This is a genomic window from Euzebyales bacterium (assembly GCA_036374135.1).
In the GTDB taxonomy this organism is placed as follows: domain Bacteria; phylum Actinomycetota; class Nitriliruptoria; order Euzebyales; family JAHELV01; genus JAHELV01.
Genome location: DASUUK010000024.1, coordinates 35079 through 58834 on the forward strand (window position 1 = coordinate 35079; position 23756 = coordinate 58834).

The 23756-nt window shown below is 70.7% G+C and carries 18 protein-coding genes; 6 read left to right on the forward strand and 12 right to left on the reverse strand.

Features of this window, described 5'->3' with window-relative positions; genetic code table 11:
• Positions 1-61 precede the first annotated feature (61 nt).
• The 6 genes from VFZ70_02965 to VFZ70_02990 all read right to left on the reverse strand — a co-directional run bounded on the left by VFZ70_02965 (position 62) and on the right by VFZ70_02990 (position 10096).
• Complete coding sequence (locus VFZ70_02965) at positions 62-3241, reverse strand: M14 family zinc carboxypeptidase (GenBank protein ID HEX6254749.1); 3180 nt, start codon at positions 3239-3241, stop codon at positions 62-64.
• Between the two features lie 209 nt (positions 3242-3450).
• Positions 3451-5070: a hypothetical protein gene (locus tag VFZ70_02970; protein ID HEX6254750.1), complete on the reverse strand. Its 1620-nt coding sequence runs from the start codon at positions 5068-5070 to the stop codon at positions 3451-3453.
• A 173-nt stretch (positions 5071-5243) separates the two neighbouring features.
• Positions 5244-6425, reverse strand: coding sequence for an ABC transporter ATP-binding protein (locus tag VFZ70_02975; protein HEX6254751.1), 1182 nt, complete (start codon positions 6423-6425; stop codon positions 5244-5246).
• Positions 6418-7275 (reverse strand): hypothetical protein, encoded by an 858-nt coding sequence (locus tag VFZ70_02980; GenBank protein HEX6254752.1) that lies wholly within the window; start codon positions 7273-7275, stop codon positions 6418-6420. Before VFZ70_02980 ends, VFZ70_02975 begins: the two co-directional genes overlap by 8 nt.
• 232 nt (positions 7276-7507) lie before the next feature.
• Positions 7508-8602, reverse strand: a complete 1095-nt coding sequence (locus VFZ70_02985; protein HEX6254753.1) for a glycosyltransferase family 2 protein — start codon at positions 8600-8602, stop codon at positions 7508-7510.
• Between the two features lie 18 nt (positions 8603-8620).
• Positions 8621-10096: an LCP family protein gene (locus VFZ70_02990; protein HEX6254754.1), complete on the reverse strand. Its 1476-nt coding sequence runs from the start codon at positions 10094-10096 to the stop codon at positions 8621-8623.
• A gap of 136 nt (positions 10097-10232) precedes the next feature.
• Here VFZ70_02990 and VFZ70_02995 point away from each other — a divergent pair, with 136 nt between their 5' ends.
• Entirely contained in the window at positions 10233-11036 is an 804-nt protein-coding gene (locus tag VFZ70_02995; protein ID HEX6254755.1) for a TIGR03089 family protein, read from the forward strand.
• A gap of 34 nt (positions 11037-11070) precedes the next feature.
• On the opposite strand, the gene VFZ70_03000 is transcribed toward VFZ70_02995, so the two are convergent.
• A complete protein-coding gene (locus VFZ70_03000) occupies positions 11071-11640 on the reverse strand; it encodes an acyl-CoA thioesterase (GenBank protein ID HEX6254756.1) in 570 nt (189 codons plus the stop codon).
• Positions 11637-12791 (reverse strand): acyl-CoA dehydrogenase family protein, encoded by a 1155-nt coding sequence (locus VFZ70_03005; protein HEX6254757.1) that lies wholly within the window; start codon positions 12789-12791, stop codon positions 11637-11639. Before VFZ70_03005 ends, VFZ70_03000 begins: the two co-directional genes overlap by 4 nt.
• Before the next feature lie 203 nt (positions 12792-12994).
• On the opposite strand from VFZ70_03005, the gene VFZ70_03010 reads away from it, so the two are divergent.
• Both VFZ70_03010 and VFZ70_03015 read left to right on the forward strand, forming a co-directional pair.
• Entirely contained in the window at positions 12995-14191 is a 1197-nt protein-coding gene (locus VFZ70_03010; GenBank protein ID HEX6254758.1) for a magnesium transporter, read from the forward strand.
• 73 nt (positions 14192-14264) lie between these two features.
• Positions 14265-15467: a TrkA C-terminal domain-containing protein gene (locus tag VFZ70_03015; GenBank protein ID HEX6254759.1), complete on the forward strand. Its 1203-nt coding sequence runs from the start codon at positions 14265-14267 to the stop codon at positions 15465-15467.
• Positions 15468-15521: 54 nt separating this feature from the next.
• Here the strand turns inward: VFZ70_03015 and VFZ70_03020 are convergent, their stop codons facing one another.
• Positions 15522-16304, reverse strand: a complete 783-nt coding sequence (locus VFZ70_03020; protein ID HEX6254760.1) for a biotin--[acetyl-CoA-carboxylase] ligase — start codon at positions 16302-16304, stop codon at positions 15522-15524.
• A gap of 181 nt (positions 16305-16485) precedes the next feature.
• On the opposite strand from VFZ70_03020, the gene VFZ70_03025 reads away from it, so the two are divergent.
• Positions 16486-18042 carry an acyl-CoA carboxylase subunit beta gene (locus VFZ70_03025; GenBank protein HEX6254761.1) on the forward strand — a complete coding sequence of 519 codons (1557 nt, stop codon included), beginning with the start codon at positions 16486-16488 and terminating at the stop codon, positions 18040-18042.
• 75 nt (positions 18043-18117) lie between these two features.
• On the opposite strand, the gene VFZ70_03030 is transcribed toward VFZ70_03025, so the two are convergent.
• Positions 18118-18453, reverse strand: coding sequence for a hypothetical protein (locus tag VFZ70_03030; GenBank protein ID HEX6254762.1), 336 nt, complete (start codon positions 18451-18453; stop codon positions 18118-18120).
• 141 nt (positions 18454-18594) lie between these two features.
• On the opposite strand from VFZ70_03030, the gene VFZ70_03035 reads away from it, so the two are divergent.
• A complete protein-coding gene (locus tag VFZ70_03035) occupies positions 18595-18801 on the forward strand; it encodes an acyl-CoA carboxylase epsilon subunit (GenBank protein ID HEX6254763.1) in 207 nt (68 codons plus the stop codon).
• Here the strand turns inward: VFZ70_03035 and VFZ70_03040 are convergent.
• Positions 18791-19240: a plastocyanin/azurin family copper-binding protein gene (locus tag VFZ70_03040; GenBank protein HEX6254764.1), complete on the reverse strand. Its 450-nt coding sequence runs from the start codon at positions 19238-19240 to the stop codon at positions 18791-18793. The genes VFZ70_03035 and VFZ70_03040 overlap by 11 nt on opposite strands.
• A gap of 197 nt (positions 19241-19437) precedes the next feature.
• On the opposite strand from VFZ70_03040, the gene VFZ70_03045 reads away from it, so the two are divergent.
• Positions 19438-21201, forward strand: a complete 1764-nt coding sequence (locus VFZ70_03045) for a biotin carboxylase N-terminal domain-containing protein (GenBank protein ID HEX6254765.1) — start codon at positions 19438-19440, stop codon at positions 21199-21201.
• A gap of 21 nt (positions 21202-21222) precedes the next feature.
• Here the strand turns inward: VFZ70_03045 and VFZ70_03050 are convergent, their stop codons facing one another.
• Positions 21223-23592: a galactose oxidase-like domain-containing protein gene (locus VFZ70_03050; GenBank protein HEX6254766.1), complete on the reverse strand. Its 2370-nt coding sequence runs from the start codon at positions 23590-23592 to the stop codon at positions 21223-21225.
• Positions 23593-23756 lie beyond the last annotated feature (164 nt).

Genomic DNA, 23756 nt, shown 5'->3' on the forward strand with positions numbered 1-23756 from the left:
GCATCGCAGTACCGCGTGACTGCCTTCCCGATCCCGCGCGCACGATCGGACGCGGCTCGAGCTACGGTGAGCCGAGCAGGTAGTCCATCGAGCGCTGCATCACCTCGTTGCGCTCCGCTTCGGTGGCGATGCCCTCGAACCCGAAGCCGTGCAGCACCGTGTCCTCGGTCGTGATCGCGGCCCCGAACTGGTAGATCGCGCCGATGCGTTGCCAGTCGGTCGGGTTCGTCCCGCTACCCTCCGGAGCACCGATGACCTCCCAGCCACCGAGGTCCTGCTCGAACGATGTCTCGGCCAGCGTGGCGCCGTCCGCGGTGATGACCGGCTCGTCCACGAACACCCCGAGGTCACCGGTCGCCCAGTCAGTGGCGTAGGTCAGCGAGACCTCGATCTGCTGACCGACGTACGCCGACAGGTCGATGGACCAGTCCTCGATGCCGTCCGACGGACCCGATGTCGCGTGCCACTCGCCCGTGGTGCCGGTTCCCGAGCACGTGGCCTGGCCGTCCTCGTCGGTGGTCACCGTCTGGTAGTGCTCGAGCTGCGGGTGGATCTGCTCCGCCCATCCACTGGTGCACGACGAGCCCGTGTCGACCGATGTGTGCCCGTTGCTGTCAGGCAGCGTCGTCCAGTTGTCCTCGCCGACGGTGTGCACCTCGACGAAGAAGTAGTCCCAGTCGGCCTCGGTCTGGTAGGTCGTCGAGAACTCGAGCGTCGCGCTGGTGCCGGCGCCCGTCAGGTCGATCGCCCGGGCCAGGCGCTTGTAGGACCGGTCGTTGTGCTGGGCCGCAACCTGCCACTCGCCATCGGACGGCTCGAACGGCGCCGGCTCGCCGGTGAGCCATCTGGCCGACCGCCACGACTCGAACTGTGGGAACTCGTCGACCGGCAGCACACCGCTGGTCGCAGCCCAGGACGCCGTGCCCGTGCTGGCGGCGCCCGGCGCGCCCTGGTTGTCCGCGCTCTCGTCGCCGTCGAGGCCCCACTCGAGGTCGGCGTACGGCGTGTCCACACCGGCGATGTCGAACGCGATGCCGTCGTCGTCGAGCCCACCGCGACGTATCCGTACGTAACCTCCGAAGTAGTACTGGTAGGTGTCGTTCGACAGCGTCAGGCAGTTGTTGCTCGTGCAGACCTCGGTCGGGTCGGCGTTCTCGCCGTAGGAGAGCGGGAAGAACTCCTCGAAGCCGTGGTTCTTGCCCGTCGCGAGGATCTTGCCGCCCTCGTTGAGGTAGTCGCGCATGGCCATGTTGACCTCGTGCGCGACCAGCGTGGTGTTCAGCCCTCCCTGGTAGTTGGTGACGAGCTTGTCGCCCGTGTACCAGACCACCGCGTCGTAGTGGGCCAGCACGCCCAGCGGGTGCGGTGCGGGGCCGTCGATGCCCACGTCGTACACGTCCCAGCCGTACCCGGCCGCGTCGAGCGCCTTGGTGTAGTAGTCGAGGTACGCCAGCGGCGTCGTGCCACCGAGGTCGGTGCCGGGGCTGTTGTCCGCGACGATCAGTACCTCGTCACCACTGGTGCTCTCGACCGTGAACGTGAAGTGGTCACTCTCGACCGTCTCTGCGCCACCGCGCGGACCTGCGCTGGTCTCTCTGCGCTCGGGCAGATCCCTGGCTGTGAACCAGACCTCGACCTCGTCGCCGGCCGCGATGTCGGTGATCTGACCGCGGTACTCGGCGTACCAGACGTTGTTCTCGACGCCGTAGCGCTCGCCGCCCTGCCACTCGGAGACGTCGGTCACCCGCGTGCGACCACCGTTGACCGAGTGGTGCATCCTGAGCCGGGTGTGCTCGCGCTTGGTCCACATCGCAACCGTCTGCGGCGCGCCGTAGCTGACGGAGAAGTCGTCGACCACGAAGTCGGGCGCCGGTGTGCCGACCGGTGACTCGGGGTCGGCCGGGTCGTCAGCGGACTCGGCCATGGCGAGCGCGAAATCGAGGTTCTTGGCGAACTCGAACTCCACCAGCGGCTCGGAGTCGGGGAACTCGAAGACGGACCGTCCCTCGTCGGTGCAGTAGTCCGGACCGAACTCGTCATCGGTGAAGTAGGTGGTCGCCGTCTGGCACGTCGCGAGCTCCGGCGTGTATGCCAGGACCCCGTAGGCGGTGTGGGCGTGGTCCGTCGTGTCGCCGTTGGTGATGTAGAGCTCGGCCGACAGATCGGGGTCGTAGCCCTCGATCGCCGGATTGGCGTCGGTGCCTGCGAGCGCGATGTTCACGGCGTCGTCCGGCGTCGGCGTGTCGACCTGCCAGCCGACGCCGTACAGGATCAGCTCTGCGGCGGAGTGGTAGTTCACCAGGAACGAGAAGTCGACCGACGACACCAGCCCGTCCAACGCCTGCGTCTCGGGCTCGGACGCCGGACCCGTCCCGCGGTAGGTCTCGCTGGACGGATCCTCGGACGATCCTTCGTTGTCGTAGCCCCAGTTGGTCGGGAAGTTGCGGTTGAGGTCGACGCCGTCACCGGTGGTGATCGCTCCATCCCCGTCGTTGTCGCGGAGGTTCTTGCGCCAGAGGCGCTGGCCGTCGGTGAAGGTCCAGTCGTACCCGTCGGGGTTGGCGACCAGCACGAACCACAGCTCGCGGCTGTCGACCAGCCTGGTCACCTGCGCATCGGTGCCGTAGCTCTCGAGGAAGTGGCGCAGCAGCCGGCGGTTGACCTCCGTGCTGATCCACTCGCGGGCGTGCTGGGTCGAGACGTACAGCACGGCCGGACGCTGGCCCTCCTGCACCCGGTCGGCGTCGGCGGTGACGCGCATGGCATAGATCGGCTGACCCTGGACGCTCTCGCCGATGGTGATGAGCTCGGTCAGGCCGTCGTACTGCGAGGCCAGCAGCTCCAACTCGTCGGCGATGCCGCCGGGCTCGCTGAAGCTTCGCCACACCTCGAAGCCGTTGTCGGCCTCGAGCGTGGCCGCCTGGGCTGTCGTCAGCCCATCGTCGCTGCGCTTGAGCCGGACCTCGAGGCCGCGCCTGCGGCCGTTGCCCTGGCGCAGTGCATGGGCCTGACCCTCGGTGAGGACCAGCTCGATCCTGACCTTGCGCCCGTTCCGCACGGGCTCGGCGGACGCGACGTTGTAGCCCTCGCCGCGCAGCTGGGCCTCGGTGCCCGGATCGGCCGTCACCTCGTACAGGTCGAGACCCTTGGCCTCGCCGTTGCCATTCCCCCGCGGCGCGGCTGTGGCCGCCGCCGGCAGCAGCAGCGTCAGGACCGCGACCAGAACGACGAGCCTGCGCACCCTGTTGGTCCTTCCGCCAAGTCCGCGCACGTCGACGTGCGCGCCGACGGCGCGCATTGTGCGCACACGACCGGGTTCGCTTCAAGGGGTGACGTACCCAGCGGTGGCGCACAACGCGACCGGCGTCCGAGCACTCCGTGTCGGCGGCACAGCGGGGGTCGACATCGCCCGTCGCAGGGCGGAAAGGAGCGCCGGACCGCGCTGCGCCGTCAGGGGCGCGCGCACGTGCTGTCGCCGACCCCGAGCACCCTGATGCGGTCGCTGTTGGTCGCCAGCAGCACCCGCCACGCGCTGGGTGGCCTCTGCAGGTAGTCGGGCACGGGGAGCCCTTCGAGCTGCCGCCGCTGGATCGCGACCCGCGAGCGGATCAGCGCGCCGGTCTCGAGCTGAGAGACGTCCACGAAGTCGTCGCCCGAGTTGAGATGACGCAGCTCACCGTGCCAGATCGGACGGCCCCAGAAGGTCCGCAGGTACATCGGCACCCAACGGGAGCTCGCCCGCCACTGGTCCGTGTCGACCCAGATCGTCGTGCACGTCTGACCGCTGGTCGACGCCCACTCCCGCAGCTCGAGCATCTGGTTGCGACCCAGCCTCGTGAACGTACCCATGTCGTCGAGGTCCGCGCCCGTCAGTCCGAGGCTCGCCGCGGCCACGACACCCACGAGCGCCACCGCCGCGCGGCGGCCACGGTCACCTGCGAGCTGACGTCCGAGCGCCAGGATCCCCACCACCGACCCCACGACCAGCGGCGGCAGGAGCGGCAGCCAGTAGCGCAGCTTCTCGACGCGCAGGATCCGGTCGCCGAACAGCCACGCGAGCTGCACGGCCGACATCAGCAGGACGAGGGGCACGACCGTCCACAGCGCGAGCAGCCTCAGCGCCGGCGAGTCCACCATCACCGCGGCGACGACCAGCACGACGAACAGGACCGCGAGCACCCAACCCGCGCGGAGATCGACCAAGGAGCGCGGCAGCGCGACCAGCATCTCGAGATGGGTGTCGGGTATCGCGCCACCGGCGACCAGTTCGGTGCGTTGCGCGACCCGCCAGGGCGCGGAGGCCGGCTGGTTGAGCGCTGCGAGGATGCGCGTGAACGGGTCGCCGAAGAACACCGCCCCCCACGCGAGCTCGAAGGCGCACACGCCGGCGACACCGGCGACGATCAATCGGGCCCGTGACCACGGCAGCCGCAACACGATCACGACCAGCACGACGATCGGGAACCAGAAGACGATGAACTCGCGGACCAGGTAGGCCCACCCGAGCAGCAGGCCCACGCCGACGAACACAGCCCGATCGGAGGTCGTGGGCGGCCCGGAGACTCCCGACCGGCGCCAGTGCCATACCAGGATCGTCACCGCGCCCAGCACCATGGTGGCCGCAGGCAGGTCCGGTAGCAGCTGGCTGCCGTTGTCCAGCACCAGCGGGTTGGCGATCATCAGCAGCGCAGCCAGCACGCCGGCCGCGCGCGAGTCCACGAGCCGCCCGAGCCAGTAGGTGGTGCTCACCAGCGCGGCGCCCGTCAGGTAGGGCACGCCGTAGTAGGCCACCTCGCTGTACCCGAACACGCGGGTGAGCAGCCACACGGGGATGGTCAGGCCGATGCGCAGCCCCTGATGCTCGGGCCAGCTGACGAGCGGCAGGTTGGCGCCGTCGACCAGGTAGTGCAGCTGATCGGTGATCTGCGGTGGCCGGACAAAGGCGCTCTGCAGGGCCGCGTAGCACCCGACGAGCGCGAGGACCACCAGCCAGTCGTACCCGGCGCCCCGCTCCGCCGGTTCGTCGGTCGAGGGTCGATGCAGCCGCAGGGGCTCGAGCAGCGTCGTCACGCCACCGCCACGCGGGCGTCGTCGAGATCAGCGCGGCCCACGCGGCCCTCCTTCCCGTCGTCACCGCCGCCGCGTCGCGTGTCTGCCGCGCAGTGTTCCACAGGCGACCACGGGGACACGGATGCCGGCCCGATGCCGGGCGGTCGTGCGTGGTCTGGGGCGGTGCGACGCCCTCAGGCGCCGCGGCCACCCTCCGGGGCGCCGCCGGCCGCGCCGTCGACGGCGGGCTGGGCGACATCGCCTCCCTGCTCGTCCCCCGCCCGGCCACCGGTGTCCTGCCGAGCGCCGGCCTGCGCGCCGTTCTGGTCGTTGCTCCCCTGGCCGCCACCCCGCCGGTTGCCTCGCTGGCCCCCGCCGCGGCCGTTGCGCCCCTGGCCGCGTCCGCCACCACCGTTGCCGCGGGCACCACGACCCTTGCCGCGCCGCTTCTTGTCACGACGGATCTCGCTGGCCATCTCGGTGCGGTAGCGGTCGACGACCGTCCGCGGATCGCCGTCCGCGACCAACTGGCCCTTCTCGAGCCAGATCACCCGCGTGCAGGTGTCGACGAGTCCCTCGAGCCCGTGGCTGACGACGAAGATCGTCCCCGCAGCGTCCTGCAGCTCTCGGATCCGCTCGTCGCTGCGGCGCTTGAAGACCTCGTCGCCGACCGACAGCGCCTCGTCGATGAGCAGGATCTCGGGCTTGACCGACGTCGCGATCGAGAACTGCAGCCGGGCCTTCATCCCCGACGAGTAGGTGCGCATCGGCAGGTCGATGGCTTCCTCGAGGCCGGCGAACTCGGTGATCTCGTCGACCGCCGCCTCGGCCTCCTGCTTGGACATGCCGAGCGCCAGCGTGCCGATGACGATGTTCCGCCGTCCGGACAGCCACGGCTGCAGCACGGCGCCGACGCCGAGCAGGGACGGCTGGCTGTGCGCGAGGATGCGCCCGCCGTCGACGGGCAGCAGACCGGCCATGCCCATGAGCAGGGTGCTCTTGCCGGAGCCGTTGCGGCCGATGATGCCGACCGACTCGCCGGCGCGGGCCTCGAACGACACGCCGCGCACGGCGTGGATCTCGCGGAACTCGCGCGACCCCCTGCCGGCGAATCGGTCGCGGGCCTTCGGCCGACGACGGTCCTCATAGACCCTGTACGTGATGTGGACGTCGTCGACGACGACGGTCAGCCGCTCCTCGACGCTCTGCAGTTGACGCTTCCACGTCCGCAGCTGCGCCCGGCTCGGTGTCGGTGGCCCGAACGTGATCGCCTGGTCGGCGACGAGCCGGTGTCGCCGCGCGATCTCGGCCTCGGTCCACTGCTCGACCGCCGCGTCGGCGTCGGTGACCGCCTGCGCCACGTCCGCGTCAGCCACGGCCGTACCGTTGTTCGGCCGCTCGGAAGAACATGAACCCGCCGAACAGCAACACGACCGTGAAGGCCACGGCCGACGGCCACAGCCATCGGCCGATCGCCGGGTCGACCTGATAGGTGGTCATCAGTGCTTCACGCATCAGTGTGGGGAAGACGAAGAACGGGTTGAGCGATGCGAACGGCGCGAGCTCGGGTGCCTGCCGCAGCAGCCGTGTGTCGATCGCGAAGATGATGCCCGACAGGTAGAAGAGCAGCCGGAACATGAACGGCAGCAGGTTGCGCACGTCCTGGACCGTGTCGGTCAGCCGCGCGAGCACGAAGCCGAGACCCAGCGCGAAGACCGCCATCATCGGCACGAGCAGCAACACCTTCGTCCAGTCGACGGTCACACGTTCGCCCGTCGCGAGGACGACGATCACCATCAGGATCATCGACGAGTAGAACGCCAGCGACTCACGCACGACCGTGGCGATCGGCAGCAGGGCCCGCGGGAACGCCAGCGAACGGATCAGCCCTTCGTTGCTGGAGATGGACTGCGCGCACTGCACGACCGCGCGCTGCAGGTACTGGTACGTGAACACGCCGACGGTCAGGAAGCCGATGAAATTGTCGACCCCACGGTTCAGGCTGCCGGCGAGCACGCCGAAGATGACGAAGTAGACGCAGACCAGCAGGGTCGGGCTCAGCAGCAGCCACACGTTGCCCAGCACGGTGTTCATGTTCTGGGCACGCAACTCGCCCAGCGGGACGCTGATCGCGAACTGGCGGCGCTCCCAGAGCGTGCGCAGGTACACCCGCAGGGGCATCGCGCGCCCCAGGGGGATCAGATCGTCGTACTGTGTGGCTGCCATCGATGTCCGTCCAGGGCCGGTCCGGGGCCCCTCGTGTGGCCGTCCTCGCGTCCTGCGCGATGAGCGACGGGCGTTCCGATCTGCACCGGGCGTGTCGACGCGTCGGCGGCGCGCCAACTCCACGGCCGATTATCGCGCGTCCTCACTCTAGCCCGCGACCCGTGCACGGGATGCGGCCCGGGATGGACGACCGACGCTGGTCCACCCGTACGATGCGCGGCGCTTCGGACGTTCACCGGGCGGTGTCACCGTGCGGCCGCCCATCCGGCGCCGGCGGCCCGCCGAGCTGGCGTGGGCTCGTGAGGAAGCCGATGCCCCACGCCACGTGCATCGCGGTGAACACCCCGGGCAGCCGCGCCATCACCCCTGGCGGGACCCGGCGTCCAACCACCGTCGTGGCAGTCGCGATGCCGGCACCGTAGCCGACGAGGGGCAACCAGCCCCACCACCGACCCGTGACACCGACGATCGCACCGCCTGCACAGGCCACGACCGTGCCGGGTGCCACCATCTGCCGCCAGCGCAGCGATCCCTGGTGTCGACGGGCGACGACCCGTCGCCACCGTCCGTACTCGAAGTACTGGCGGCTCAACGCCCGCAGCGAGCCGCGCGGGCGGTAGCGCACGCGCAGCTCGGGTGAGAACCACACCATGCCGCCCGTCCGGCGGATCCGCAGGTTGAGCTCGCTGTCCTGCGTGCGCACGAGCGTCTCGTCGAACCCACCGACCCGCTCGAGCGCCGATCGCCGGAAGACCCCCAGATAGACGGTGTCCGCCGGGCCGGCGGCGCCCCCGTAGTGGAACCGCGCATCGCCCGTACCGAACCGTGACGACATGGCGGCGGCCACAGCCTGTTCGAAGCGGGTGACGCCTTCGGCCGCCATCACGCCGCCGACGTTGTCGGCACCGGTCTCGCGCAGCAGCTCCACGGCCCGACGCAGGTAGCCCGGCGGGATGACGGCGTGCCCGTCGACGCGCGCCACCACCGGCCCGGTCGAGGCGGCGATCGCGGCATTGAGGCCGGCGGACGTCAAACCCGCGGGATTGCCGACCGCCAACACCCGCTCGTCCCGCGCGAGGTCGGCCAGTACGTCCTCCGTCGCATCATCGGACGGGCCGACGGCGATGGTCACGTCGAGCGGACCGGGGTAGCCCTGCGCCAGCACCGAGGTGACTGCGTCGCGCAGGTGCCGCGCTTCGTTGCGCACCGCCATGACCACCGAGACGTGTGGCCAGTCGGCGCCCGCCGTGCCATCCCCACCGTCGTCGACGAAGGACGCCGGGACGCCCTCGGACCGCTGGGTCACCGGATCGCCTGTGACCGGCATCGTGTCGCCATCGGTCAGTCAGCAGCGGTCGACGGTGTCAACGTCGGCGTTGATGTACTCGGGGCGGGGCGGCGCGGTCTGACGCTCCTGTGGTGACTTCTCGTCCTCTTCTGCCCCGACGACGTCGATGAGGTCTGGGTCGAGATCGCTGTCGACGATCACCGTGAGCGTCTCCGACTCGTCGCCCAGCTCGAGCGTCGCGTCGGGGAACGCGGCCATGCGCAGCGACTGCGCCTCGCTCAACTTGCCCGGCGGGTAGGTGATCACGACGCCGGCCGGCTCCGGGCGGTCGGCGTCGCCGACCATGGCGACGGTCATCCCTGCCTCGGCGAGCACCTCGGCCGTGCTGGCCGCCAGTCCTGTGATGTTCGATGCGTTGAGCACGGTCACCGGCGAGAGATCGTCGACGGGGATCTTCGGCTCGGGCGCGGCCGACTCCGACGGCTGGGGCTCGTCGACCGGCGCGTCGCCGAGATACTGCGCCAGCTCGTCCCGCTCGAACGCCTGCAGGAGCTCACGGGTTCCGCTCTCGACCGGGATCTCGTAGTAGGCACCCGTGCTGCTGTCGGTCACCGTCGGAATCGTGCCCATGCTGATGTCGCCGGCGCCGACATCGCGCAGCGTGAGCGCAAACTCCCGCATGGTCCCGATGCCCAGGCCCTCGTCGACCGTCAGCAGCTCGCCCACGCTGTCGACGAGCTGGAACAGCCGCACGGGGTTGGCCAGCACGCTGACGCTCGTGGCCCGGTCGGCGAGCTCCTTCAGGAACCGCTGCTGACGCGCGATGCGTCCGAAGTCGTTGTCCATGCGGCTGCGCACGAAGCCCAGTGCATCGCGGCCGTCGAGCGAGACGCAGCCGCGCGGCAGGTCGACGTGCGCCTTGCTGTCCTGCATCGGCTCCTCGAGGTACATCTCCACGCCCCCGACCGCATCGACGATCTTGACGAACCCCTCGAAGTTGACCTGGACGTAGTGGTCGATCTGCAGGCCGGCGAAGTCACGTACCGTCTCGACCAGGCAGTCCGGTCCACCCACGTACCAGGCGGCGTTGATCCGCTGGCGCGAGCCGTCGCAGAGCGTGACCAGCAGGTCGCGCGGGAAGTTGATGCCGGTGACCTTCCCGCCCTGTGGATCGATGCGCAGCACCATGATCGTGTCGGTGCGGTGACCCTCCCGCTCACCGGCACCCAGGTTGCGGAAGCCCTGGCTGAGATCCTCGCCCGAGTCGTCGCCCACCAGCAGCACGGTCCGCGCCCCGCTGAGGCCCTGCGGCTCCGAGGGGCCCTCCGACACGGGAGGCTGTCCCAGCGTGTCCAGCGAGATCTGGGTGCCGATCAGCTCGTGACGGCCCTGCCAGACCAGCGCTCCGAGCGCCAGGGCGACGCCGAGAGCGAAGCAGACGGCCACGAGTAGGCTGCGCCGCAGCACCGTCGCGACGCGGCGACGACGAGGTGGTGGGCCGGCTGAAGGAAGCCACCCACTGTCCTTTCGCATGTCGAAGAAGTCCGACAGCGCAACGACCTTCCGTGCTGGAGAACCGGCTGGATATACCGCCACGTGATAGCCGGATCGACCGGCGTGTCATCGGATGACGCTAGCACGTCGCACGACCGTGGACGAAGGAGACAGCATGGACCGATCAGCCAGCGCAGTGACCCTCGCGCGCGTCGTGGAGGAACGCACGCGCACGTTGCGGGACCGGCCGCTGCTGACGGTCTACGACGACCGGACAGGTGCCCGCACGGAGTTGTCGTACGCGACCGCGGACAACTGGGCCGCCAAGACCGCCCACCTGCTCGCGGAGGACGTCGACGTGCGGCCGGGCGACACGGTGCTGCTGGACGTCGACGGCCACTGGACGGCAGCGGTGCTCACCCTCGCCTGCTGGAAGCTGGGTGCCGCCGTCATGCCCGAGATCGCCGGCACACCACGGACCGACGCGACGGCGGTGTGCTGCCACACGTCCCGGCTCGACCGACATCCCCGCGGGCCCGTCGTGGTCGTGGGCGACGGGTTGCGCGCCGAACCGGTGGAGCCACTACAGCCGCGGGACGGTCTGGTGGTGCTCGGCGAGGACGTGCACGCCTATGCCGACGAGTACGACGACCAGGCGGTGCATCCCGCGTCACCGGCTCTGGTGACCACGGCAGATCGCCGTGACCAGGCCGACGTCCTCGCGGGAGCGGGCCGGTGGCGGGGACGGCTCGGCGAGAGCGCCCGGGTAGGTCTGGCCGCGCCGCTCGACAGCGCTGCGGGCATCGAGGTCCTGGCCGGCGTGGTGCTGGCGGGCGGGAGCCTGGTCGGCGCACGGTCCGACGACGCCGCGCCGCCATGGCGGCGCTGGGTGACCGAGCGGGTCACCGCCGCTGTGGTGGCACCCGACGCGCTGTCGGACGCCCCGGCAGGGATCGACACGGTCGAGCTCGACCCGTAACAGCCACGCGGCCGGCCGGTGCCGTCGGCGGTCGTCACCCCGCGCGTCGCGACGCGTCCGCCGCGGCCTCGTCGTGTCGACCGTCATCACCGCGCCAGTTGTCGTCGGCCGGGGTGTCGTCGTTGCCGTACGCGTTGAGACGGCGCAGCCGCTCGTTGCGCAGCTCACGCCGGATCCGGGCCTGCTCCTGCCGCCGCCGGTCGTCGGCCGTCTCGGGATGCAGCGGCGGGACCTTGGTCGGTCGACCATCGGCATCCAACGACACCATCAGCAGGTAGGCGCTGGTCGTGTGCCGGCGCTGCCCTCCGTGCCACGGCTCGGCCTCGACCTTGACGCCGACCTCCAACGAGGTCCGGCCGACATCGTTGACGCGCGCCTGGACGATCAGGATGTCACCGACGTCGACCGGCTCGAGGAACGACAGGCCGTCGATCGCCGCCGTGACGCAGACCGTCCCGCAGTGCCGTGCGGCCGCGGTGCCCGCGGCGGAGTCCACGGCCCGCATGACCACACCGCCGTGGACCTTGCCCAGCGCGTTGGAGTCGGTGATCTCCATGGGTCGGGCGAAGACGACCTCGCTGGCGCGTGGGGTACCGGCGGTCACGAGAGGCGCCCCAGCACCTGACGTGCGATGACCACGCGCTGGATCTCCTGGGTGCCCTCGTAGATCTGGGTGATCTTGGCGTCCCGCATGAAGCGCTCGACCGGGTAGTCCTTCGTGTAGCCGTAGCCGCCGTGGAGCTGCACGGCGTCGGTGGTCACGGCCATCGCGACATCGCCCGCCTTGAGCTTGGCCATCGAGCTGTACAGCGTCAGGTCGTCGTCGCCGCGGTCGGCCTTCGCGGCGGCCGTGTAGACCAACTGGCGCGCGGCGGCCGTCTCGGTGACCATGTCGGCGAGCTTGAACTGCACGCCCTGGAACGCGCCGACCGGCCGGCCGAACTGCCTCCGCTGGGCGACGTAGGCGCTCGCCGCGTCAATGGCGCCCTGGGCGATGCCGACCGCCTGCGCGCCGACGACCAGCCGGGTGTGGTCGAACGCCTGCATCGCGTAGAAAAAGCCCCGGTCCTGCTCGCCGAGGAGGCGGTCGCCGGGGATGCGGCAGTCGTCGAAGTGCACCTGGCAGGTCGGCGATCCCTTGATGCCCAGCTTGTCCTCGGCCCTGCCGACCGAGAATCCCGGGTCGTCGTGACGGACGTAGAATGCGCTGACCCCGCGTGCACCCGCGTCGGGATCGGTCTTCGCCAGCACGGTGAACGCCTGCGACGCCGACGCCATCGAGATCCACGTCTTGGTGCCGTTGAGCACCCAGTCGTCCCCGTCACGCACGGCGGTCGTGCGCATCGATGCGGGATCCGAGCCCGCCTCGGCCTCCGAGATGCAGTAGCTGATCAGGTCCTCGCCGGAGGCGATGGCCGGGAACCAGCGCTGCTTCTGCTCGTGGCTGGCGGCCATGAGCAGCGGCATGCTGCCCAGCTTCTGCACGAGCGGGATCACCGATGACGACGCGCAGACCCGCGCGACCTCCTCGACCAGCAGGCAGAACGTGAGCGTGTCCGCGCCCGACCCGCCGTACTCGGTGGGGACGTGCAGGCCCAGCAACCCGTTGTCGGCCAGCGTCTTGGCGACGTCGCTCGGGAACTCACCGCTCCGGTCGATCTCCGCCGCCCGCGGGGCGATCCGGTCAGCACAGATCTCGCGGACCACGTCGCGGAACGCCAAATGCTCCTCGGTCAGTACGAAGCCGTCGGCCATGGCACCTCCAACCTTCGCCCGTTCTGACCGCAGGCTACCGTCGGGACCCGCGCTCCGGGCGCCGCGGGCCGGACGCCATCGGGACGCTCGCCGTGCCGCTCATGTCCGTCGGTGACGCCGCGACCACGCGCCAGCGCGGCGCCACCACCTAGACTCCGGTCGCCGTGCGCCGTCTGCAGCCGTTCAGACACGCCGTGCGACGGATGCTGTCGCACTGGTCGGCGGAGCGTGCCACATTGCGGCAGGGCGTGACGGCGTTGACGATCTGCATCACCGTCACGCTGTTCGCCGGCATCATCCTCGGTGGGATGGAGGGCACGCTGGCCGACACGCCGGGGCTGCTCGTGCTGGTGCCGTCGGCCATCGGCATGCGCGGAGCGATCTTCGGCGCGCTGGGCGCCCGACTGGGAACCGGCATGTTGATGGGCCAGTTCACGACGGATCTGCGACGCGGCAGCTTCCTCGCCGACAACATCGAGGCGGCGCTGCTGGTGTCGCTGTCGACCGCCGCGCTGACCGGTGCGCTGGCGGCCGGCTCGTCCGCCCTGTTCGGGCTCCAGGCCGTCGACGTGTTCCAACTGGTGATCGTCTCGGCGGTCGGCGCGGTGCTGTCGAGCGCGGTCGTTCTCGCGGTCACGCTCGCGCTGGCCCGCACCGCGCAGGCGCGCAGCTGGGACATGGACGCCATCGGAACGCCGGTGATCAGCGCGACCGCCGACATCTCGACGCTGCCGGCGCTGCTGCTCGGCGTGCTGCTGCTCGGTTCACCGATCGTCCACGTGGTCCTCGGTGGAGCGCTGATCGTGGCGGCGGTCGTCGCCGCCGTCTACGGCGTGCGCCATCCCAGCCCGCTCGCACGCACGATCGTGCGCGAGAGCACGCCCGTGCTGTGCTACGCGGCGGTGATGGGTGTGCTGGCGGGAACCGTGCTGGAGACGCGGTTGGACACGCTGATCGCCGATCCCGCCCTGCTCGTCGCGATCCCGCCGTTCATCGCCTCGTCGGGCGCGCTCGGTGGCATCCTCTCGGCCCGCCTGTCCTCGCAGCTGCACACCGGTCTGCTGCAGCCGGACCGCGCGCCGAGCGGGAGGGCGATGCTGGAGGGCAGCATGACCGTCCTGCTGGGGCTGATCGGCTTCACGGTCGTGGGGCTCGCGACGCGGGTGGGCGCCGCGGTGTTCCGCATCAGCTCGCCCTCCACGGCGGCGCTGGTGGGTGCCGTGGACATCGGTGGCCTGCTGTCGATCGCAGTGGTGTTCGTGGTCGCGTACTACGCCGCCACCGCGTCGTACCGGTTCGGGCTCGACCCCGACACGTCGAGCATCCCGATCGTCACATCGAGCATCGACTTTCTCGGCATCCTCTGTCTTGTGATCGGCATCGCAGTGGTAGGACTCTGATACTCATGACCTCAAGTAGCGAAGCGGCAGGTCACGACCTGACGTCACGTAGCGCAGCAGTGGGTCACGTGTAGTGCGCAACCTCAAGGAGCTGCTGACCGACGCCAAGGACGCGTCGGAACTGATGGTGGACCTGGCCTACGCCGCGGTCTTCTTCGACGACGACGACCTGGCGCGTGAGGTGATCCACCTCGAGGAGCGAATGGACCAGGCCGTCCGCGAGATGCGCATCGTGTGCATGCTCGCGAGCCGTTCGCCGGACGACGCCGAGGACATGGCCGCCATCCTCGGCATGGCCAACTCCATGGAGGAGATCGCCGACGCCGCCGAGGACATCGCCAGGGTCGTGCTCAAAGACCTCGGCGTGCCCAGCGAGCTGCGCGACGACCTGCGCCACGCCGAGGAGGTGATGGCGCGGGTCAAGCTGCGGGACGGCAACGAGCTGGCCAACCGCACGCTGGCTGACGCCATGCTGCCCAGCGAGACGGGCATGTGGATCATCGCCCTGCGCCGCGACGTCGATTTCGTCTACGGCCCGGACGGCGACTTCGTGCTGGCCGACGGCGACGTCCTGATCCTCCAGGGACCACGCGACGGTGTCGACCTGGTCCGCGAGCTCGCCGGCGGCGACGCGTTCGGCCTACGCCCTCCCGCCGAGCAGGCCCGGCTGTCGAACCTCGACCGCGCGGTCGACCTGCTCGTCGAGCTCAAGAACATCGCCGAGGTCGCGGTCGGCATGGCCTACTCGGCGATCCTGTTCCGCGACGCGGGTCTGGCCTCCGAGGTGGGCCGGCTCGAGGACCGGTGTGACGACCTGTACCACGACCTGCAGCGCTGGGTGCTGCGGGCGGCGAGGGATCTGGACGACGACGACATCGATGAGTTGCGCGGACTGATGCAGATCGGGCAGTCCAGCGAGCGCATCGCCGACGCGGCGCAGGAGATGACACGTGTCGCGGAATCCGACGACGACCCGCACCCGGTCATCGCCGCCGCGCTGGCCGAGGCGGACGAGATCGTCAGCGATGCGATCGTCAACGAGGGATCGACCGCGGAGGGGCGCAGCCTGCGCGAGCTGACCATCGAGACCGAGACCGGGATGTACGTGCTGGCGATCCACCGCGGAGGACGGTGGATCTACCGGCCCCGCGGCTACCGGGCGCTCGAGATGGGCGACCGTCTGCTGGCGACCGGTCCGGAGGAGGGCGTGGAACTGCTGCGGGAGCTCACCGGCGATCCGCGACCGGCAGTCACCGAGGATGCCTTCGGCGCCTGACTCCGGCGCGATCCATCGGTCGGGACTGACCCAGCCGGCACTGCGCGACGCCGGTCAGCGGTACCGCACGTGGTGCACATCGCCGGCGTGCACGACCACGACGGCACGGCCGGTGTCGACCACCAGCCCGCCGTCGGCGCCGACGCCCGCAGCCGTGCCATCGATCGCCGCGCCGTCGACCTGCTCGACGCGCACCGTCGCCCCCAGCGTCGCGCAGCGTTCACGGTAGGCCGGCAGGAAGCCCGTCGGGTCCGCCAGCCACGCGTCGTAGCGCACGTCCAGTCGTTCGATCAGCGACGGGAGCAGGCGCCAGCGGTCCACCGCGCCCCACCCGACCTCGGACAGCGACGTCGCGTCCACAAGTTCGGCGGGGCGCTCGACGTCCCGCCAGTCGACGTTGACCCCGATCCCGGCGACGACCATGTCGGCGGATGGCACCTCGACGAGGATCCCCGCGCACTTGCGTGCATCGGCCAACAGGTCGTTCGGCCACTTCAGGCTCAGCTGCGCACCCGACACGTTCTGCTCGCACGCCTCGGCCAGTGCCAGCCCGATCAGCAGTGGCAGCAGCGCGACCTGGGTGAGCGGCCGCTCCGGACGCAGCAGCAGCGAACCCATCAGCGACGTTCCCGGCGGCGCCGTCCACCGGCGACCCTGCCGTCCCCGGCCCGTGGTCTGCTCATCGGCCAGCACCAGCAACCCGGCCTCGGCACCGCCGGCCGCCCGGCGCGCCACCTCCGCGTTCGTCGATCCGATGCTGTCGAACCACAGCACGTGCGAGATCAGCGTCGGTCCGGTCACGAGGTGCTGCAGCACACTGCCCGGCGGTTGGCTCACGACCCCCTCCACACGCTCGACACACCAGACGCTACCTTGCCCGACGCCGCCGCGGTCGTGGTGACCCGTGTGCCGTGCGAGCATGACGTGGCGCCCGGTCGTGGCCGGTGCGGACACAATGTGCAGCCGTAGCTGGACGTGACCACGTGCTGCGGGGCAGTCATCGGCGAAAGGCGATGCGTTGACGGACACGACCGCCGAGAAGCTCGCCGAGCTGCGCCGCCGCATCCACGAGGCGGAGCATGCGGGCAGCGAGCGCGCCATCGCCAAACAGCACGAGAAGGGCAAGCTCACCGCCCGCGAGCGCCTCGACCTGCTGCTCGATCCCGGATCGTTCGTCGAGCTCGACAGCCTCGCCGTGCACCGTGCCCGGGGGTTCGGCGTCGAGGACCGCAGGATCTACGGTGACGGCGTGGTCACCGGGTACGGAACGGTCGACGGTCGGCAGGTCGGCGTGTTCAGCCAGGACTTCACCGTGTTCGGCGGCTCGCTGGGCGAGGTGTTCGCCGAGAAGATCTGCAAGGTCATGGACATGTGCGTGCGCATGGGCGTGCCCATGATCGGCATCAACGACTCCGGTGGCGCCCGCATCCAGGAGGGCGTCGTGGCGCTGGGTGGCTACGGCGAGATCTTCTTCCGCAACGTCCAGGCGTCCGGCGTCATCCCGCAGATCTCGGCGGTCATGGGTCCGTGCGCGGGGGGTGCGGTCTACTCCCCGGCCATGACGGACTTCGTCCTGATGGTCCGCGAGACGTCGCACATGTTCATCACCGGTCCGGAGGTGATCAAGACCGTCACGGGCGAGGACGTGTCGTTCGAGGAGCTGGGCGGCGCCATGGCGCACAGCACACGGTCCGGCGTGGCCCACGTCGCGGCAGACGACGAACAGACCTGCCTCGACGACATCCGGTTCCTGCTCGGCTACCTGCCGCAGAACAACCTGGAGGATCCACCGCGCCTGCCGGCCACCGATGACCCGGAACGGCTGGACCCCGGCCTGGACGGCTTCATGCCGGACTCGGCCAACGTCCCCTACGACGTGCGCGAGATCGTCGCTCGCGTCGTCGACGACGGCGAGTTCTTCGAGGTGCACCCGCACTGGGCGCCCAACATCGTGGTCGGCTTCGCGCGCCTGGACGGCACGTCGGTCGGCATCGTGGCGAATCAGCCGATGCACCTGGCCGGCGTGCTCGACACCGAGTCGTCGCAGAAGGGGGCACGGTTCGTGCGCACGTGCGACGCCTTCAACATCCCGATCGTGACCTTCGTCGACGTCCCGGGGTTCATGCCCGGCACGGACCAGGAGTGGGGCGGCATCATCCGCCACGGCGCCAAGCTGCTGTACGCCTACTGCGAGGCCACCGTGCCCAAGCTGACGGTCATCCTGCGGAAGGCCTACGGCGGGGCGTACGACGTGATGGGCTCCACGCACGCGGGCGCCGACATGAACTACGCGTGGCCGACCGCCGAGATCGCGGTCATGGGCGCGCAGGGCGCCGTCAACATCCTGCACCGCCGGGAGCTCGCGGCGGTGCAGGATGTCGACGCGGCACGCGCCGCCTTCGTCGCGCAGTACCAGGCCGAGCTGGCGAACCCGTGGCGCGCGGCCGAGCGCGGCTACCTCGACGCGGTGATCGAGCCCTCCGAAACCCGACCCAAGCTGGTCAAGGCGCTGCACCTGGCCAGCACCAAGCGGGTGCAGCGCCCCCCGCGCAAGCACGGCAACATCCCGCTGTGACCGGCACCGAGGCCGGATCCGGCGCAACCCTTGGGGACCGTGATCGCCGACGCGCCGAGGTGTCCGCGGACGCGCTCAGCCGGCGGCCGAGGCGACGCACTCGGGCAGCCAGCCGTCAAAGGACGGCTCGTCCACGGCCGGCAGCTCGACCAGCCACTCGAACGTCATGCCGGGCGACAGCGCCACCGGCCCGAACGACGCCGCCGTGGACAGGTGCGCGCCGTCCTCACCGATCGCGTGCACCTCGCACAGCCCCTTGCCGTCACGGGTGCCCTGGCTCTCGGCGCGCAGCACGAAGCAGTTCGCGGCGTCCGAGCTCTCCGGGCACGCGGTCTCGTCGAACGCCGTCCATTCCATCGCGGGATCGGCCCCGCTCGGCGCGCACGCCGCCAGCGCGCTGACGAGCAGCACGGATCCGAGCCTCCGACTGGTGAACGTCGCCCCTCGCCGCATGATGCCGACTCACCCTAGCGGACCGGGCCGTCATGCACGACCTGTCGCACAGGTTGGAACAGGCGTCGTGCGGGCCGGACCGTGCGAGACTTGCGAACCATGACCGGCCCACGCATCGTCATCCTCGACGGCGACGCCACCGATCTGGAGATCGCGGCCGTGACGGCAGCGCTCGACGCGCGGCGACGGGACAGCGTCGCCACGAAGCAGCCGTCGCCCCGGCGTCCGTCGCGCTGGGTCCGCGCCGCGCGCCTCGAGTCGCGCGGCCACCCACCGATCGAGAGCCCGTCCGAGCTCAGCCGCTGACCGTCAGCGCGCCCTCCATGGTCGCCCGGTGGCCGGGTACGTCGCAGTAGTACGTGTACTCGCCGGCCTCGAACTCGACGGTGGCGCTGTCGGTGCCGCCGCCCGGCGCTTCGAGGATCTTCTCGTCACCGAGCTCCTCGATCACGACGTTGTGCTCGATGGCGCCCTGGTTGTCGAACTCGACCTCGACCGGGCCCGCGGGCACCTCCTGTGGCGCGTCCGCGTACTCGATGTCGATGGCGACCCAGGTGGCCGGACTACCGCCGCCCTCGCCACCGCCGCCTTCGTCACCGCCCTCGGCGGACTCGGTCGCCTGCATCGCCTCCCGCTGCACGGCGGCGACCTGCTCGACCTCGGCGATCTTCGGCTCGGAGCTCAGGCAGCCCGCCAGCAGCAGACCGGTCACGACGGTCAGGATGATGCGCAGCGGTCGCCCCATCGGGTGCAGTCCTCATTGATCGCGGCTGGGATCCCGCCGACGACGATCACCACAGCATCGGCGGAAGACGGCGGCATTGTAGCGCCGGTTCGCACGCGACCGCGTTGGACAGCCCACCGCCCGTCGACGACGCCGGCGGAGCCCGGCCAAGTAGCATGCGTCTGCCCACCCGTGTCCACGTGAAGGTTGCCTCCGTCGTGCCCGCACCCACGCCGCCGCTGGCCTCGGTCCTGGTCGCCAACCGTGGCGAGATCGCCTGGCGCATCTTCCGCGCGTGCCGCGAGCTGGACATCCGGACCATCGGCGTCTACTCGGAGGTCGACCGGGGCGCCCCGTGGCTGACCGGCGTCGACGACGCGTTCCTGCTGGGTCCGGCGCCACCCGCGGAGAGCTACCTGCACCTGGAGCGTGTGCTGGCCGTGGCCGAGCGGTCCGGCGCGACCGCTGTCCACCCCGGCTACGGCTTCCTGTCCGAGAGCGCTGATGCGGCGCGCGCCGTGACCGACGCCGGCCTCGTGTGGGTCGGTCCGCGTCCGGACGCCATCACCGCGATGGGGGACAAGCTGTCGGCGCGGGCCAACGCCCGGGCCGCCGGTGTGCCGGTGGTGCCCGGCACGCACGAACCGACCGAGGACGCGGACGTCGTGCGCGACTTCGCCGCGGAGCACGGCTATCCCGTCGCCGTCAAGGCCGCGTTCGGCGGAGGCGGCCGCGGCCTGCGCGTCGTCGACGCACCCGAGCAGCTCGACGAGGCGCTCGAGGCGGCGAGACGTGAGGCGGTCGCGTCGTTCGGCCGGGGCGAGGTGTACGTCGAGCGGTACCTGCGCCGTCCCCGCCACGTCGAAGCCCAGGTCCTCGCCGATGAGCACGGCACGTGCCTGTTCCTGGGCGAGCGCGACTGCTCGACGCAGCGGCGCCACCAGAAGCTGATCGAGGAGGCGCCGGCGCCGGGCCTCGACGAGGCGCTGCGGCGCGACCTCGGGGCGGCCGCCGTCGCGGTGAGCCGCGAGGTCGGCTACACCGGCGCCGGCACCGTGGAGTTCCTCGTCGAGGACGGACGGTTCTACTTCCTCGAGATGAACACGCGCCTCCAGGTCGAGCACCCCGTCACCGAACTGGTGACCGGCATCGATCTGGTGCACTGGCAGCTGAGGGTCGCGGCCGGCCAGGCACTGCCGTGGACCGCCGACGACCTCGTGCCCAGGGGGCACGCCATCGAGGTGCGCATCAATGCCGAGCGGCCGGCTGCGGGCTTCGCCCCGGCGGCTGGCCGGATCACCCGCTGGGAACAGCCCGCCGGTCCCGGTGTCCGCGTCGATGCCGGCGTTGTCGCCGGCTGGGACGTGCCGTCGATGTACGACTCGCTGCTCGCCAAGTTGATCGCCTACGGAGCCGACCGTGATCATGCGCGGCGCACGCTGGCACGCGCGGTGGACGAGTTCGTGGTCGAAGGCGTTCCCACGACCCTGCCGTTCCACCGCCTCGCGCTCGCGCACCCCGACATGGTCGCCGGCACGGTGTCGACGATCAGCGTGGAGCAGGAGTGGGATCTGAGCGTGCTGCCACCGGACACGGACGCGGTACCCGCCGACGGCCCGGAGGCGCCGTCACGGACCTACACGGTCGAGATCGATGGTCGCGCGCTGCAGGTCGCGGTGTTCGCCGACGACGATGCCGACCGGAACGGCACACCGCGGCGGCGCCGGCGGAGGGCATCCTCGGTCGGCGGCAGTGACGACGCCCGCGTGACGGCGCCCATGCAGGGCACCGTGGTCAAGCTGGCGGCCGCCGTCGGCGACGCGGTCGAGGCCGGCGAGCTGGTCCTGGTCCTCGAGGCGATGAAGATGGAGAACCACGTGCTCGCGCACCGCGACGGCGTGATCGGCACGGTGTTCGTCGAACCGGGTGCCGTGGTCCAGCAGGGCGACCCGCTGTTCACCGTCGACACGGTCGACACCTGAGCGACCCGGCCGGTCCCGGCCTCACCGTGCGCCGATCACGACCCAGCCCGCCTTCTCGGGCCCATGGCGCAGCTCACGGTCGCGCGACATGTCCTCGTGGACCCGTACCTGCGCGCGGCGGTCACGCAGGTCGCGGTACCGCAACGTGGCGGTGTCCGAGCCCTTGAAGGACTGCATCGCCGACAACAGCACGCCGTCCGGCCGGCTGGCACCGAACCAGATCGTCCGCCATTGGTGGGTGACCTGCGCACTCGTCCTGCCCGCGCGCAGCCGCTGGCCCGCAAGCCACCCCGAGCCCAGGCTGAAGGCGATGTGGTGCACCGTCTCGGACCCGTGCAACCGCCCCGACGTGACATCGGACTCCTGACCCTGCAGGCGGACGCTGAAGTCCCCGCGGCGCACGTCGCTGATACGCGTCGTGACCGGGCGGCCGCTGAACGTGCTCGCCACCGTGGCGAGCACGACGGGGGCGCGGTCGAACGGCGTCGAGAAGCGCCTGCGCCGACGGCCGTCCGCACCGGTCATGGCACCCGCCTCGATGGTCATGTTGCCGAGCCTGTGCCTGCCCGGCTCCGCCGCCACGTAGCCGATGGTCTCGAACGTGTGGCTGCCGTCCTGGTAGGGCCACTCCTCCAGCCTGAGCTGGAAGCCAGTCGTCGTGACGTTGCGGATGCGCGTGTGCACGGGCGCACTGCCGTTGAACGAGGCGTCGCCGACCACCACGACGGGTCGGCGCGCGAACGGGCGCTTGAACGTCGCGGTGATCCAGCGTCCGCCCAGGTCGCTGTTGGCGAGCGTCAGGTCGCCGGCCTGGACCGCAGTGGTGCTGGGTGCGCTGACGGTGTTCAACCGCAGGATCGACGCCTCGGACGGCACACCGTTGCTGTCGATCGCGAACAGCATGTACTGGCCGGGCGGCGCGATCCGCGCGTTGGGCGGCCCGGAGACCGTCAGGGTGTCGCCGCTCTGCGTGAAGTCGAGTGGCACCCGTCGCTGGTCCATGTCGAAGCTGTGGGTGGTCGATCCCGAGCGGACGAGGACGACCTGGGAGATCGTGCGGGAGCCGCCGAGGTCGACGGCGAAGCTGCCGCCGTAGCGGACCGGGGTGTGGCTGGTGATCACCGGGCGGCTCGCGAGCTGACCGGACCCGTCACGGGCGAACAGGTACGGCGGGTGGTAGATCTCCGCGTTGAGGTTGACGACCGGTCCGGGCGGACCGCCGCCGGCGGTCAGCACGGTGGCGTCGGGCAGGAGGACGGCGCTGGAGTGGTACAGCCGCGCCCGCGCGGCCGCCGCGCCCCGGTGCCACGTGCCGGTGGCCGGATCCCACAGCTCGGCCGCGCGGACGGCGTAGGCGAGCCGCTGGGTCTGGCTCGCACCGCCGGTCACGAGCACCTGCCCGTCGGGCAGGACGGTCGCGTCCGCCCACGAGCGGTAGGACCCCAGCGACGCGGTCGGCGTCACGCGCGGGCTCGCCCCGTTGATGTCGATCACCGACGCCTGGCCCCCCGCCTTCGTGAGCAGGATCCTGCCGATGTCGAACATCGCGGCCGGCGTGGTGTTGTTCGTCGTCGACCCCGGGTAGGTCCCCAGCCTCGTCATTGACCCACTGCCGGACGGGTTCAACGACCACATGCCCCGGTCACCCTTGGTCACGATGAACACCCGACCGTTCGGTGCCACCCAGCTGCGCGGGTAGAACCACCGACCGCTGCCGTACACGTCCGACGACGTTGCGCCGGTCAACCGCCGCCAGCCGTTCGTCGGGTGGTAGGCCTCGGGCATGGTCGCCGGGGTGGCGTCCGGCTTGTCGTCGCGACCGCCGTGGACGAGGACCTCGCCGTTGGGCATCGTCGTGACCGTCGGATACCAACGGGCGCGGGACATCGAGTCCGCGAGACGCGTGACGGTGCGGCTGGCGGGGTCGAACAGGTTGACGTCGTCGACAGCGTCGTTCTCCGTGCCGCCCGGGAACCCGTACTCCTCGCCCCCGGTCAGCAGCACCTGGCCATTCCACGGCAGCACGGTCTGCGCGCTGCAGAACAGGTTGGTGCTCGTCCCGACCGGCAGCGTCGTGTGGCTCGACGCGCCCATGCCCTTCGTCGGGTCCCACACGTCGTACGTGAAGCCCTTGGAGTTGCGTCCGTTCTCGTCGGTGCCGTACGTCATGACCGTGCCGTCGGGCAGGACGATGCCGTGGATGGCGCTCAACGGCCACTGCACGGGATCCGTCCAGACGCCATCGATGTGCGCACGCGGATCGCCGGTCACGTCCATCGCACGTGTCAGTGCCGCGCCATCCTCCGCCCCCTCGACGACGGGGCCCGACGGCCCGTCCTCGTCGACGACGTCGCGGAGCGGCGCCGCGGCGCCGGCGGGAGCCGCAGTCATCACGAGCACCATCGTGACGGTCGCCGCGAGGGCCGAGCCGACTGCACGTTGACTGCGCACTCTGTGCACCGATCTCCCGCCGCAGGAGTGGAACAGGCCGTGGAGTTGTCCGCGTGGGACGGTACCGCGCGGCGCCGCCACATGGAACACCGACATGGGCACGA

Excerpts from the sequence above, each read along its gene's own strand:
- VFZ70_02980 (HEX6254752.1), bottom strand. The coding sequence starts at position 7,275 with ATGGCAGCCACACAGTACGACGATCTGATCCCCCTGGGGCGCGCGATG.
- VFZ70_02985 (HEX6254753.1), bottom strand. The coding sequence starts at position 8,602 with ATGCCGGTCACAGGCGATCCGGTGACCCAGCGGTCCGAGGGCGTCCCG.
- VFZ70_02990 (HEX6254754.1), bottom strand. The coding sequence starts at position 10,096 with ATGCGAAAGGACAGTGGGTGGCTTCCTTCAGCCGGCCCACCACCTCGT.
- VFZ70_02995 (HEX6254755.1), top strand. The coding sequence starts at position 10,233 with ATGGACCGATCAGCCAGCGCAGTGACCCTCGCGCGCGTCGTGGAGGAA.
- VFZ70_03005 (HEX6254757.1), bottom strand. The coding sequence starts at position 12,791 with ATGGCCGACGGCTTCGTACTGACCGAGGAGCATTTGGCGTTCCGCGAC.
- VFZ70_03010 (HEX6254758.1), top strand. The coding sequence starts at position 12,995 with ATGCTGTCGCACTGGTCGGCGGAGCGTGCCACATTGCGGCAGGGCGTG.
- VFZ70_03035 (HEX6254763.1), top strand. The coding sequence starts at position 18,595 with ATGACCGGCCCACGCATCGTCATCCTCGACGGCGACGCCACCGATCTG.
- VFZ70_03040 (HEX6254764.1), bottom strand. The coding sequence starts at position 19,240 with ATGGGGCGACCGCTGCGCATCATCCTGACCGTCGTGACCGGTCTGCTG.
- VFZ70_03050 (HEX6254766.1), bottom strand. The coding sequence starts at position 23,592 with ATGACTGCGGCTCCCGCCGGCGCCGCGGCGCCGCTCCGCGACGTCGTC.